This window comes from Comamonas sp. JUb58 (assembly GCF_004364775.1).
In the GTDB taxonomy this organism is placed as follows: Bacteria; Pseudomonadota; Gammaproteobacteria; order Burkholderiales; family Burkholderiaceae_C; genus Comamonas.
Window position 1 is genome coordinate 1 of record NZ_SOAL01000027.1, and the last position, 12,268, is coordinate 12,268.

At 60.4% G+C, this 12,268-nt stretch carries 13 protein-coding genes; 3 read left to right on the forward strand and 10 right to left on the reverse strand.

Annotated features, from left to right (window positions below):
- Window positions 1–737: 737 nt before the first annotated feature.
- Together EDF71_RS22500 and EDF71_RS22505 are read right to left on the reverse strand one after the other, a co-directional pair.
- Window positions 738–1,763: an IPTL-CTERM sorting domain-containing protein gene (locus EDF71_RS22500; RefSeq protein WP_133858837.1), complete on the reverse strand. Its 1,026-nt coding sequence runs from the start codon at window positions 1,761–1,763 to the stop codon at window positions 738–740.
- A gap of 142 nt (window positions 1,764–1,905) precedes the next feature.
- Complete coding sequence (locus EDF71_RS22505) at window positions 1,906–2,721, reverse strand: YggS family pyridoxal phosphate-dependent enzyme (RefSeq protein WP_133858768.1); 816 nt, start codon at window positions 2,719–2,721, stop codon at window positions 1,906–1,908.
- A 183-nt stretch (window positions 2,722–2,904) separates the two neighbouring features.
- Between EDF71_RS22505 and EDF71_RS22510 the strand changes: the two genes are divergently transcribed.
- Entirely contained in the window at window positions 2,905–3,627 is a 723-nt protein-coding gene (locus EDF71_RS22510) for a type 1 glutamine amidotransferase (RefSeq protein ID WP_133858769.1), read from the forward strand.
- A gap of 112 nt (window positions 3,628–3,739) precedes the next feature.
- Here the strand turns inward: EDF71_RS22510 and EDF71_RS22515 are convergent, their stop codons facing one another.
- The 3 genes from EDF71_RS22515 to EDF71_RS22525 form a co-directional block, all read right to left on the reverse strand.
- Complete coding sequence (locus EDF71_RS22515) at window positions 3,740–4,009, reverse strand: DUF2024 family protein (protein WP_133858770.1); 270 nt, start codon at window positions 4,007–4,009, stop codon at window positions 3,740–3,742.
- 23 nt (window positions 4,010–4,032) lie between these two features.
- On the reverse strand, window positions 4,033–4,554 hold the full coding sequence (locus tag EDF71_RS22520) for a redoxin domain-containing protein (RefSeq protein ID WP_133858771.1): 522 nt from the start codon (window positions 4,552–4,554) through the stop codon (window positions 4,033–4,035).
- An 81-nt stretch (window positions 4,555–4,635) separates the two neighbouring features.
- Window positions 4,636–5,163: a peroxidase-related enzyme gene (locus tag EDF71_RS22525; RefSeq protein WP_133858772.1), complete on the reverse strand. Its 528-nt coding sequence runs from the start codon at window positions 5,161–5,163 to the stop codon at window positions 4,636–4,638.
- Between the two features lie 98 nt (window positions 5,164–5,261).
- On the opposite strand from EDF71_RS22525, the gene EDF71_RS22530 reads away from it, so the two are divergent.
- Together EDF71_RS22530 and EDF71_RS22535 are read left to right on the forward strand one after the other, a co-directional pair.
- Entirely contained in the window at window positions 5,262–6,134 is an 873-nt protein-coding gene (locus EDF71_RS22530; protein WP_133858773.1) for an AraC family transcriptional regulator, read from the forward strand.
- A gap of 181 nt (window positions 6,135–6,315) precedes the next feature.
- A complete protein-coding gene (locus EDF71_RS22535; RefSeq protein ID WP_133858774.1) occupies window positions 6,316–7,317 on the forward strand; it encodes an IPTL-CTERM sorting domain-containing protein in 1,002 nt (333 codons plus the stop codon).
- A 158-nt stretch (window positions 7,318–7,475) separates the two neighbouring features.
- Here EDF71_RS22535 and guaA read toward each other — a convergent pair whose 3' ends face one another.
- The 5 genes from guaA to guaB all read right to left on the reverse strand — a co-directional run bounded on the left by guaA (window position 7,476) and on the right by guaB (window position 12,210).
- The gene (guaA, locus tag EDF71_RS22540) at window positions 7,476–9,092 is read right to left on the reverse strand and encodes a glutamine-hydrolyzing GMP synthase (protein WP_133858775.1); all 1,617 of its coding nucleotides are present in this window, start codon (window positions 9,090–9,092) and stop codon (window positions 7,476–7,478) included.
- Window positions 9,093–9,137: 45 nt separating this feature from the next.
- Window positions 9,138–9,584, reverse strand: coding sequence for a type II toxin-antitoxin system VapC family toxin (locus EDF71_RS22545; protein ID WP_133858776.1), 447 nt, complete (start codon window positions 9,582–9,584; stop codon window positions 9,138–9,140).
- A complete protein-coding gene (locus EDF71_RS22550) occupies window positions 9,581–9,841 on the reverse strand; it encodes a type II toxin-antitoxin system prevent-host-death family antitoxin (protein WP_133858838.1) in 261 nt (86 codons plus the stop codon). The genes EDF71_RS22545 and EDF71_RS22550 overlap by 4 nt, the downstream gene beginning before the upstream one ends.
- Window positions 9,842–10,216: 375 nt before the next feature.
- Window positions 10,217–10,675, reverse strand: coding sequence for a DIP1984 family protein (locus EDF71_RS22555; RefSeq protein WP_133858777.1), 459 nt, complete (start codon window positions 10,673–10,675; stop codon window positions 10,217–10,219).
- A 59-nt stretch (window positions 10,676–10,734) separates the two neighbouring features.
- Window positions 10,735–12,210: an IMP dehydrogenase gene (gene guaB / locus EDF71_RS22560; protein WP_133858778.1), complete on the reverse strand. Its 1,476-nt coding sequence runs from the start codon at window positions 12,208–12,210 to the stop codon at window positions 10,735–10,737.
- Window positions 12,211–12,268 lie beyond the last annotated feature (58 nt).

The following is a 12,268-nucleotide window of genomic DNA, read 5'->3' on the forward strand; positions in this document are numbered from 1 at the left end:
TCTGGACCATCTTGAGCTTGAAGCTCTCATCGTATTTCGTCATGAAAAACACCCCAAAGGTTGGACTGGTGTCCAACTTTTGGGGTGCAGTTCACCAGGCGCCCAAGCCCGGGACCGGGGTGGGCGCAGCGACCGCCCCTACCTGCGGCACCAGCTTGTCACCAGAGCTCAGGTTGTACGTGTAGGTTCCTCTGGCCAGCCCCAGAGAGGCAAAACTTTGCTCGCTATAGGTATTGGAGCTGCTCAGCGGAGCACCCGATACATAGTTCGCAGACAGCAACAGAGTCTCCAACGGCATAAAAACCGGATCTCCTGATCCGCTGTCTGCGAATGTGGTTACTTCGCTGCCGAAAGGCATGGGGTTGGAGATTGCGTCGACTACAAACCCACCCGCAGGTCCCTGTCCCATAAAAATCAGGCCGCCTGGGTTTGCAGCACCATTTCCAGTGGGTCCGCACGGTATACCCATGCGCGACACCTCCATAACGTTGGTGTTGATGCTTCCTCGCCCTGTTGCCACCACATCCGCGCCTACGGCACAAAAGGTGACGGTGCACGTCGCAGACGCATGCTCACCCAGGCCGAACCCAGGCCGAACCCAGGCCGGCCAGTATTTTCCTCATTCGATATCTATAATCAAAGGCGAGATGAGGAATTTAGACAGGTGGAGCATTGATTTGCTGGGCACCTTCGCCCCAACGCACTCTGCAGCGAAGCAGGGCCAGGCGGCTGCGACCTTAACGGCGGCGGCGACTGGCGCGAGACATACCCAGGATGCCCAAGGCAGCTATAAGAGTGGACAGCAGCATGGTTCCCCACTCACCAAGCGTTGGAACTGGCGTTGGAGCCGCTGGAGCGGCACGCGGGGTAACGGCAACGATATTCGATGCGGGGCCGGTCAATCCATCGCCATTGGTGGCCGTTGCAGTGCAATCGTAGGTGGTACCGTTCACCAGGCCAATCAAGGTGAGCGTGCTGGTGGAGCCACTGCCCGTTACCACCGCTCCATCGCCTTGCGGCGAGCAACTCAGGTTGTACTGCTGCAGGGGAGCAGCACCGGAGTCCGACAGGCTGAGTCCGAAACTGGCACGGCTGTCACCTGTAGAAGCCAGGGATAGCATAGGAGCGGCAGGCGCACCAACATAAACAATCCCCGCTTTGAAAGCCAGATCTATGCCACCGTTCCAGTTAGTCGTCCACTGCTCGCTGGTCCACGCCGAAGGATTCCCGAAGTTGTTCACGAATACAAATTGACCATCCGCATAGCTGCCACCGTCAACGCTTCCCCACCAGGAGGAAGCAACAGGTCCTGGCGTCTCAGACACACTGGCAAACAACACGTACGGCTTGCCGGGCACCAGCGTGACATTCAAGTCAGAAACGGCATAGGTCTGAAAGACCGACACAGCTTCAGTCGTCTGCACTGCGCTAGCGTACATTTGTGGTCCCGTTGCCTGCTGAGCGACTGGGTCCCATTCATAAACATAAAATTTAAAGGGAAAGGCCACTCCCTGTGGATTTATACGTATCTCGAAGGCCTGCAACTTTGCGGGAAAAGCAGGCGCCATGATGGTTTGACCGTAGGTGGCCGTATTGGGCAAGCCAAAGGACGATACGGAAGAACTCCCGTCCCAAGTCGTCGTTGTATCGACACTCTGAGCATTGACCGCCGATGTAGCCAGTGCCATAGACAAGGCTAATGGCACAAAAAACGCCCCCATAGGCTTGGTACGAGACGGCAGCGCAGAAGACAAGGGCAGCATGGCAAGCAATCAAAAGGTGAACAATCGTTCATTTTGTTACCTTGTGTATGAAACTGTCTATCCCTGAAACTAGGTAATTCAACATTTACTACCAGTTTTCTCCCACCCCCTCCGAAATGCGGCTGACCAGACCGACACCACATCATCCGGCCGCCCTGTCACCAGCCACCGGCCAGTAGTGGCTGTCCGGCGTCGCCCGCGCCCCAAAAATCGCCTGCCCGACGCGCACCACGGTGGCGCCCTCTTCGATCGCAATCTCGTAGTCGCCGGACATACCCATCGAGAGCTCATCGAGGCTGACCCCGGACGGCGCCTGCTGCCGCAGCTGGTCACGCAAGCCGTGCAGGCGCACAAAGCACTGGCGCACCCGCTCGGCCTCGGCAGAAAACAGCGCCAAGGTCGTCAGCCCGCGCACACGCAGTGCAGAGAAGGTGGGCAGCGCACGCACAAAGGCGGCGACCTCGTCCGGCGCCAGGCCGTATTTGCTGGCTTCGCCCGAGGTATTGACCTGCACAAACACGTCCAGGCCACGCCCCTCCGCCTGTAACCGCCGCTCCAAGGCCTCGGCCACGCGCAGGCTGTCCAGCGCCTGGAACTCGGTCGCAAAGCGCGCCACCAGCTTGGCCTTGTTGGTCTGCAGATGGCCGATCACGGACCATTGCAAATCGGGCAGATCCTGCATCAGCTCCCATTTGCCATAGGCCTCTTGGGGCTTGTTCTCGCCCAGCATGCGGCAGCCTGCGGCATAGGCCAGGCGCAGACTGGCTTCAGGCTTGGTCTTGCTGACGGGCAGCAGGCGCACCGTGGCTGGATCGCGCCCCACCCGCTGGCAAGCCGCCGCAATGCGGGACTGGACAACGGCCAGGTTGTGCCGAAAATCATCGACAGATTCGGCCTGCGGCCAGCGGCCGTGCTGGTCATGCCGGGTGGAGGTGTCGGAGAGAGTCTGTGTGTTCATGGAATGGCCTGCTGAGCGGGTGGATGGGGCGCTGCAAACATTTCTGCATCAGCGTACACTTGTCCTATGACAAACTTTAGCACGTCATAAACAATCCTGTTATTTGTCGGAAACTTCCGCAAACCTTCACTAGAGCGATGATCTCCCTCCTGTTCCATCCCTCAGTAAACACCGAGAACCGCCATGCAAGTCCACTTTCTTGTCCACGAAGCCTTTGAAGCGCCCGGCGCCTATGAAACCTGGGTGCGCGAGCGCGGCCACAGCGCCAGCTATTCGCGTGTCTATGCGCAGGAGCCACTACCCACATCGGCCGATGGCATGGACCTGCTGGTGGTGCTGGGCGGTCCGCAGTCCCCATCCACCACTCTCGAAGAATGCCCGCACTTTGATGCCGCCGCCGAGTGCGCGCTGATCCGCCAGTGCATCAGCGCAGGCAAGGCCGTCGTCGGCGTGTGCCTGGGCGCGCAGCTGATGGGCGAGGCGCTGGGTGCTGCCTGCGAACACAGCCCGCATAAGGAAATCGGCAACTTCCCCATCCGCTTGACGGCCGCAGGCTTGGCCAACGACAAGCTCGCGCACTTTGGCGCAAGCCTGGAGGTGGGCCACTGGCACAGCGATATGCCGGGCCTGACCCCCACGGCCCAAGTGCTGGCCAGCAGCGAGGGCTGCCCGCGCCAGATCATTGAATACGGCGCGCTCGCCTATGGCTTTCAGTGCCATATGGAATTCACACCGGAGGTCATCGAATTGCTGATCGAGGCATCTGCACCAGAGCTGGCGACCTTGACCGCACACCGCTTTGTGCAGCAGCCCGCAGCGTTGCGGGCCAATGGCTATGCAGCCATGAACCAGCAGCTGTTTGGCTTTTTGGACAAGCTGGCTGCCGCCTACGCAGCATCCCACTAAAGTCAAACCCAAAGAAAAGGCGAAGGTCTAAAACCTTCGCCTCTTTACACCCCTTGGCACCGCATTGCATGCAGTCCTAGGTCGAGCGGGCAGCATCGCAGCCGCCCAGACATCAATCACAGTTCTGCAATTCGATAATCGCAAAGCCGATGCGCGCAATCTCCTCCTCCACCGACGGCGGTGCGGATTCGACATGGCAAAACCGGCATTCCTGCGCGCTCAAAGAGGCAGCCGGTAGCTGCTTGGCAGCGAGGTAGCGGCGGCCATGGGCCAGCACCACATCGATGTCCTTGTCCGGACTCTGGTCGCGCACGAGGATGTCGAAATGCATGCGGCGGCCATCGGGCCGCTGCACATAGGTATCAAACACAGCGATTTTCATGGGACGGGCCCTTTCTCAAAATATCAGTTGATGCGGCAGACGGGGGCCGGGCTGTCAGCTGCTGCAGCCGCCACGGCAGTGGCTTTTGGAGCGCTGTGCGCCAGCAGCTCGCCCAGCACCATACCCAGGCGCAAGTCGTCCAGATGCCCAAAATGCTCGTATGCCAGCACGCCATCACGGCCAAACAGCATCAGGCTCGGCGTGCCGCGCAGTCCCCATGCCTGCATGGTGGCTGGGAGGGCCGAATGGCTTTGCGGCCGGTCAATCGCAATCGGAAATCCCAGCCGGTACTCATGCACAAAGGCACGCAGCGCATCGGGCGTCATCACCGCATGGTGCTCAAACACGCTGTGCAGGCCAATGACGACGAGGTCCTCTCGCGCAAACGCCTGGTGCAGCTTGGCGGCTTGGGGCAAGCTGTGTTCGGCGCAACCCCGGCACAGCATCTGGAAAGCGCTGACGACCACGACCCGCCCGCGCAAGGCAGACAGACGCAAGGGCTCGGGGGTGTTCAGCCATTCGCTGGCATCCATGTCGTGCTGCATAGTGGCCTCCGCCGGAAAGCATTCGTTCAACGAGACCAGCCCTGCGGCATGGGCCACACAGGGCTGGGGCTGTAAGAGGTCTTACTTCAGCGCAACCTTGGGGAAGTCCACCGGCACATCCAGCGCGACATTGATGTAGTTGGTGAACAGATTCAAGGCCACATGCGCAATGATCTCAACGACTTGCTCATCGCCAAAACCGGCAGCACGCAGGGCAGCTACGTCGGCATCGCTGATCTGTGCGCGCTGCGCCACGACCTTCAGTGCAAAGTCCAGGGCGGCAGCGGTCTTCGGGTCGTCCGATTGGCCAACCTGGGCGGCCGACATGTCGGCCTGGCTGGCACCGGCCTTTTGGCCCAGCACCGTGTGGGCGGCCAGGCAGTATTCGCAGCGGTTGTAGTTGGCAATGGCCACGGCCAGTTGCTCGCCCAGCTTGGCGCCAATGCTGCCCTTGCCCAGCGCGCCAAAGGCGGCCCACATGCTTTGCAGCGCGGCGGGGGAGTTGGCAACGGCCTTGAACATATTGGGCGTGGCACCAAAGGCGCTCTGGATCTGGGCCATCACGGCTTGGCTGGCGGCGGGGATGTTGTTGGTAGATACGCGGGACATAAAAGACTCCTGAAGTGGTTGAAACGCAGGGTCAGTATGCGCGCCCGGAATGTATAATTTGGACTAATTAGTTCACAAATAGAACCAATTCGTACATCATGCAGCCCCCAGCCTCTATCGACCGCCTCTCGGGCATCCTGGAACGCTTTCGTGTCAAGGCGCAGCTGCACCACTCCGGCGCGCTCTGCGGCCTGACCCACTTTGATGCCGGCGAGGGCTTTGGCTACCTGCATGTGCTGCGCCGTGGCGAGCTGGAAGTGAGCCACCCTGGCGCCCGCGATGTGCCGCAGTCGTTGCGCTTTGAAGAGCCCACCGTGCTGCTCTACCCCGCCCCGTTCACGCACCGCTTCCACAACCCACCAGAGGAAGGTGCCGACTTCAGCTGCGCGCGCCTGGTGTTTGAAGGCGGCGCGATCAACCCTCTTGCCCGCTCACTGCCGCCCCTGGTCGCCTTGCCGCTGGCCCAGGTGCCGGGCATGGACATGGCCTTGCAACTGCTGCTGTCCGAAACCGACCAGGTGCGCTGCGGCCAGCGCCTGCTGGTCGATCGCTTGTTTGAAGTCGTCGTGATCCAGCTGCTGCGCTGGCTGCTGGACCATCCGCAGGACGCAGGCATCCGCCCAGGCCTGATCAATGGCATGTCCGATGCAAGACTGGCCCGCGCCCTGGTCGCCATGCACGATGCCCCGGGCGACGCCTGGACCCTGGAGCGCATGGCCGAGCAAGCGGGCATGTCGCGCACCGCCTTTGCCAATGCCTTCCGCGATCTGGTGGGGCAAACGCCCGCCGATTATTTGACGGGCTGGCGTGTGGCGCTGGCCCAGAACGGGCTGCGCGACGGGCGCTCGATCAAGGTACTGGCGGAGGAACTGGGGTATGCGAATCCGTCGGCCTTGTCGCGGGCGTTTGCGGGGAAGGTGGGGGTGTCGCCGAGGGAGTGGTTAGCGACGCTGGTTCAAGCCCATCCTTAAGCTGCACCTCGGCTCTGCACATTGACGCTCGGTGACACATGTTTTATGGATCTAGTGAACCAAAGTCATCTTCATGGAATATTTGCCCACCAACCTTTCACTGTGAAAATCACTAATTTTGGGGATTGCACGTAAAAGAACTCTTATATCAAATGTTATTTTTCATATAAGAGGCTAGACAATGCGCGTTCTTCATACTCTCAGGATCGGTATTCTTTCGGCAGGGCTGGCATCAGCAGGCTTGGCCAATGCTGCCGTAGAGACATTTTTCGGAGAGGATGCTGTTAATGGATCTGCCAGCGCACCCAGACCCCAATCCGATGCCGCGCGGGATGCATTTATTGCGCGACTGAATGGCGCAAATACTGAGAATTTTGATGCAATCAGTGCAGGCACGCCGGCGCCCTTTTCTGTGAACATGGGCGCATCCGGAACCGCAACTCTTTCTGGATCAGCAACCGTCACCAACCTTTTAGGAGCTGGCAGATTTCCTACGTCCGGCTCCAACTTTATAGAAACCAGCACTAACTTCACCATTAGCTTCTCATTGCCACAGACCGCTTTTGGATTCTATGCAACAGACATATCCGATTTCGGCGGACAGCTGAGCATCACCTATTCAGATGGCACATCCAGTACAGTTGCCGTCCCTCACAGCAATCCCGCCGCAGATGGCTCAGTGTTTTATTATGGCCTCATAGATATGGACAATCCATTTGTCTCTGTTGTTTTTAATAACAGTAATGCAACGGATATCTTTGGCTTTGATGATTTAACTGCTGGCACTGCAGCCCAGGTGGTTCCGCCGGTTTCTATCGCCACTGCAAATCTGCCAGCAGGAATGCAGGGCAAAGACTATTTACCATTTACGGTAGAAGCAACTGGCGGACTAGCTCCGTTGACTTGGAGCGCAAACAATCTTCCTGCTGGACTTCTTCTTGACCCGGTAACCGGCGTCTTATCTGGCAAACCTACACAGAGCGGCACATTCACGGTGGAAATTTCCGCAACGGATGCCAGTAGCCCCACCTCGCTCAGCGATACCAAGTCGTTCACGATAGAAATCTCAGCGGTGCAAGCAACTGCAGCTCCCACACCGGTGCCAACCCTCGGCATCTGGGCTACCGTTGCTCTTTCTTCCCTGCTTGCGCTCTTTGGTTGGACGCGCCGCCGCCAGCATTAATCTGGCTGAGAATGCGCCCGCAGATCCCCAGGCTACTGGCCTTGCACTCAGCTGCAAATGACAGACATAGATGCCTGAAGGGCGCAAAAAAGCCCGCTATACAGCGGGCTCAGCATGGAATGCCTTCAAGCTAGTTCTGGCTACTTTCTACAGCCAGCTCACTCCCACTCAATCGTCGCAGGCGGCTTGCTCGACACATCATAAGTAACGCGATTGATCCCGCGCACTTCATTGATGATCCGGTTCGACACCCGCTTGAGCAGGCCATAAGGCAGTTCAGCCCAGTCGGCCGTCATGAAGTCGCTGGTCTGCACGGCGCGCAGCGCCACGACGTAGTCGTAGGTGCGGCCGTCGCCCATCACGCCCACGCTCTTGACGGGCAGGAAGACGGTGAAGGCCTGGCTGGTCAGGTCGTACCAGGTCTTGCCGGTGGCGTCGTCCACCCAGTTGTTCAGCTCTTCGATGAAGATGGCGTCGGCGCGGCGCAGCAGGTCGGCGTATTCCTTTTTCACTTCACCCAGGATACGCACACCCAGGCCTGGGCCGGGGAACGGATGGCGGTAGACCATGCCACGGGGCAAGCCGAGGGCCACGCCCAACTCGCGCACTTCGTCCTTGAACAGGTCGCGCAGCGGTTCGAGCAGCTTCAGGCCCAGTTGCTCTGGCAGGCCGCCCACGTTGTGGTGGCTCTTGATGGTGACGGCCTTCTTGCTCTTGGCGCCGCCGGACTCGATCACGTCGGGGTAGATGGTGCCCTGGGCCAGGAAGGTGGCGCCCTTGTGGCCGCCGTCGCCCGCCTTCAGCTTGGCAGCCTCGGCCTTGAACACGTCGACAAACAGGCCGCCGATGATCTTGCGCTTGGCTTCTGGCTCGCTCACGCCAGCGAGCTTGCCGAGGAACAGGTCGGAGGCATCGACGCGGATGACCTTGGCGTGGAGCTTGCCTTCGAACATCTCCATGACCATGTCGCCTTCGTTGAGGCGCAGCAGGCCGTGGTCCACAAACACGCAGGTCAGCTGGTCGCCAATGGCGCGGTGGATCAGCGCGGCAGCGACGGAAGAATCAACACCGCCGGACAGGCCCAGAATCACCTCTTCATCACCGACTTGCTCGCGGATCTTGGCCACGGCTTCTTCGATGTAGTCGCCCATGATCCAGTCGGCCTGGGTGGCGCAGATGTCGAGCACAAAGCGGTTGAGCAAGGCCTGGCCTTGCACGGTGTGCGTCACCTCGGGGTGGAACTGCACCGCGTAGTAGCGGCGGGCTTCATCGGCCATGCCGGCGATGGGGCAGGATGGCGTCGATGCCATGACCTTGAAGCCTGGTGGCAGCTCGGTGACCTTGTCGCCGTGGCTCATCCAGACCTTGAGCATGCCGTGGCCTTCGGGGGTGACGAAGTCTTCAATGCCCTTGAGCAGTTCGGTATGGCCATGGGCGCGCACTTCGGCGTAGCCAAACTCGCGGCTGTTGGAGCCTTCGACCTTGCCGCCCAGCTGGGTGGCCATGGTCTGCATGCCGTAGCAGATGCCCAGCACGGGAATGCCCAGCTCGAACACGGCATCCGGTGCGCGGTCGTCCACTTCGTAGACGCTGGCATGGCTGCCGGACAGGATCACGCCCTTGAGCTTGCCGTCTGCGGCAAACTCGCGCACCCAGTCGCTGCTCACATCGCAGGGATGCACTTCGCAGTAGACATGGGCTTCGCGCACGCGGCGGGCGATCAGTTGGGTGACTTGGGAGCCAAAGTCAAGGATGAGGATCTTGTCGTGTTGCATAGCAGGATCGTTGGGTTTGGATGGAGAAAAAACGGGGTGGATGGGTCAAAAATCGTCGGCGGCCAGCACGGTGATTCCGCATTGGCGCGCTGCTGCCACTTGCGCCGCATCAAAACTGGCCAGCGGCAAGCGCAGCGACTGCGCCAGCCACAGATAGGCGGCATCGTAGACCGGCAGACCAGTGGCCAGGGCCACATCCAGCACGGCCTTGTGCTGGGCGGGTGCCAGCTCATGCAGCTCTACCCGGTGGCGTATGGCATCGAGCACGCCCCAGAGGCCTTCAACACTGCTCAGCGGGATACGGCCGCTGTTGGCACCGGTAGCGACCAGGTTGCTGCATTCCCAGAACCAGAGGTTGGGCGCTTGTGGGTCCACCTCATGGCGGCGAATGCGGGCATAGAGGCGCTGGGTATGGCTGCTCGCCGCTTCGGGCAGCAGCCAGGCTGCGGTGACCGAGGCATCGAGCACAAAGGCGCTGAAAGCGGCGCTCATACAGCGCTCCTGCCGCTGCGGCGCAGCTGGGGGACCGAATCCGCCTCGGGCGGCGGCGCGATGCTGGCCTGCAAGGCCTCAATCTGCGCCAGCTCACGGGCAATCTGTTCGTCGGTGATCACCGGCTTGCGCCGCATCGGCAGCATGCGCACCACTTCCTTGCCGTGGCGCGTGATGCGCACTTCCTCGCCCTGCTCGACCAATTCGACCAGAGCAGAAAAACGGGTTTTGGCTTCGTAGATACCGACGCTGTGCATGGAAGTAGCTGACAAAAAAAATCTGGCCTGAACATCAATTCAGACCAGATTCTATCATTCAGACCAGTTTTATGCCAACAGACCAGAATTGAAGGGGTTTTGGCTGTGGCCTTTTGTGGCGCAGCAAGGGTTGTTGTCACAAGAGGGAGGAGCGCCGCGTCAGTGCAAGGTAGTGAGGTATACGCTGTCAAAGGTGCAGGGTGCGTGGTTCCGGGCTGATGGGTAAGCCGTGTATTGAGCACGTTTGCGCTGCCCTCCGCGCATCCAGAGGGACCCAGTATGTTTTCAACCCCCTGGCTCCCGGCCGGGGTCTTTGCACTCGCCCGTGGCGCTCCAAAAAACTAGATGCTGATTCCTTGTTGCGTTGGTGAACGGCTATGCCGCCACATCGACCTGCCAATTGGCCGATTGCAGCACCACATTGGTCTCGCGGATGCGGCGCGACAGGTCATCGGCCTGCTTTTGCAAGCTGGCTACATTGATCTGCGGCAGCCATTTGATCTCGCGCTGGCTGTAGCGGTCCACATCCTTGTGCGTGGCGGCGATGGTGGCGACCAGCAGCGAATGCTGGGCGACCAGGGTATCGCGCTCGGCCAGGATGTCGGCCAGCAGACGGCCATCGGCCAAGCGGGCCGTCTCATTGGCGGTGTTGATGGCGCGCACCAGCTGCTGCTGCGCCAGCAAGGCCGAGGTGGCCTCGGCCAGTAGGTCTTCTACCCGCTCCTTGGGCTGCTCGCCCTCTTGCACGATGGCATTGCGCGCAATGCGTTCACGCAAGGAGAGCAGCTTTTTCTTGTGGTCGGCGCGGAGCAACAAGGCTTCGGCAAGCTTCATCGGCATTCCTTGGAAGGCGTTCAAAAAATGGCTGCCAGCGGCAGCCATTCTCAGGACCATCAGTCAGCGCGGTAGTTTGGCGCTTCCTTGGTGATCTGCACATCATGCACGTGCGACTCACGGATGCCTGCTGCGGTGATTTCCACAAACTCGGCCTTCTCGTTCATCTCGGCAATCGATGCGCAACCGCAGTAGCCCATGGATGCGCGCACGCCGCCTGCCATTTGGTAGACGATGGCAACCATCGAGCCCTTGTAAGGCACGCGGCCTTCAATGCCCTCGGGCACCAGCTTGTCGGCATTGGGGTTGCCGGTGCTCGATTCCTGGAAGTAGCGGTCGGCCGAGCCTTGCTGCATCGCGCCGATCGAACCCATGCCACGGTAGCTCTTGTACGAGCGGCCTTGGTAGAGGATCACTTCGCCAGGGGCCTCTTCGGTACCCGCAAACATGCCGCCCATCATGATGGTGGATGCGCCAGCGGCCAGTGCCTTGGAGATATCGCCCGAGAAGCGGATACCGCCGTCAGCGATCAAGGGCACGCCCGTGCCTTGCAAGGCCTGGGCCACGCTGTCGACAGCCATGATCTGGGGCACGCCCACACCGGCCACGATACGGGTGGTGCAGATGGAGCCAGGGCCGATACCGACCTTGACCGCATCAGCGCCCGCTTCAACCAGCGCCAGCGCTGCTGCGCCGGTGGCAATGTTTCCGCCGATCACATCGACCTGGGGGTAGTTTTGCTTGACCCAGCGCACGCGCTCGATCACGCCACGGCTGTGGCCGTGGGCGGTGTCCACCACCAGGGCGTCCACACCGGCCTTGACCAGCAGGTCCACGCGCTCTTCGGTACCAGCGCCCACGCCCACTGCTGCAGCGACGCGCAGACGGCCAGCACGGTCACGTGCGGCATTGGGGAAGGTGGTTTGCTTGGTAATGTCCTTGACGGTGATCAGGCCCTTGAGTTCAAAGGCATCGTTCACCACCAGAATGCGCTCAAGCTTGTGCTTGTTGAGCAAAGCCTTGGCAGCGGCGGGCGTGGTGTCGTCTTTTTCGTTGACGGTCACCAGCTTGTCGCGCGGCGTCATGATGTCGCGCGCCTTGACGTCGTAGCGGGTCTCGAAGCGCAGATCGCGGCTGGTCACGATACCGACCACCTTGCCGCCGTCGCAGACGGGGAAGCCGGAGATGCCTCGCTCGTCGGACAGCTGCATGATCTGCAGCACAGTGTGCTCAGGCGTGATCACCACCGGGTCGTGCACCACGCCCGATTCATGGCGCTTGACCTTGGAGACCTCGGCAGCTTGCTGCTCGGCGGTCATGTTCTTGTGGATCACACCAATACCGCCCTCTTGGGCGATGGCAATCGCCAGTCTGGCTTCCGTCACCGTGTCCATGGCGGCAGACACCAGCGGCAGGTTCAGGCGGATATTGCGGGAAAATTGGGTGGCGAGAGAGACGTCCTTGGGCAGGACTTGGGAGTATGCGGGCACCAGCAACACATCGTCGAAGGTGAGCGCTTTTCCGATCAGGCGCATTGTGAAGGCTCCAAAAAAAGGATTCTACCGTCTTTTGTAAGCAGCTTGCAGGGCATGC

Coding starts and splice junctions, on each gene's coding strand:
- EDF71_RS22500 (WP_133858837.1), bottom strand. CDS start 1,763: ATGCTGCCCTTGTCTTCTGCGCTGCCGTCTCGTACCAAGCCTATGGGG.
- EDF71_RS22505 (WP_133858768.1), bottom strand. CDS start 2,721: ATGAACACACAGACTCTCTCCGACACCTCCACCCGGCATGACCAGCAC.
- EDF71_RS22510 (WP_133858769.1), top strand. CDS start 2,905: ATGCAAGTCCACTTTCTTGTCCACGAAGCCTTTGAAGCGCCCGGCGCC.
- EDF71_RS22515 (WP_133858770.1), bottom strand. CDS start 4,009: ATGAAAATCGCTGTGTTTGATACCTATGTGCAGCGGCCCGATGGCCGC.
- EDF71_RS22520 (WP_133858771.1), bottom strand. CDS start 4,554: ATGCAGCACGACATGGATGCCAGCGAATGGCTGAACACCCCCGAGCCC.
- EDF71_RS22525 (WP_133858772.1), bottom strand. CDS start 5,163: ATGTCCCGCGTATCTACCAACAACATCCCCGCCGCCAGCCAAGCCGTG.
- EDF71_RS22530 (WP_133858773.1), top strand. CDS start 5,262: ATGCAGCCCCCAGCCTCTATCGACCGCCTCTCGGGCATCCTGGAACGC.
- EDF71_RS22535 (WP_133858774.1), top strand. CDS start 6,316: ATGCGCGTTCTTCATACTCTCAGGATCGGTATTCTTTCGGCAGGGCTG.
- guaA (WP_133858775.1), bottom strand. CDS start 9,092: ATGCAACACGACAAGATCCTCATCCTTGACTTTGGCTCCCAAGTCACC.
- EDF71_RS22545 (WP_133858776.1), bottom strand. CDS start 9,584: ATGAGCGCCGCTTTCAGCGCCTTTGTGCTCGATGCCTCGGTCACCGCA.
- EDF71_RS22550 (WP_133858838.1), bottom strand. CDS start 9,841: ATGCACAGCGTCGGTATCTACGAAGCCAAAACCCGTTTTTCTGCTCTG.
- EDF71_RS22555 (WP_133858777.1), bottom strand. CDS start 10,675: ATGAAGCTTGCCGAAGCCTTGTTGCTCCGCGCCGACCACAAGAAAAAG.
- guaB (WP_133858778.1), bottom strand. CDS start 12,210: ATGCGCCTGATCGGAAAAGCGCTCACCTTCGACGATGTGTTGCTGGTG.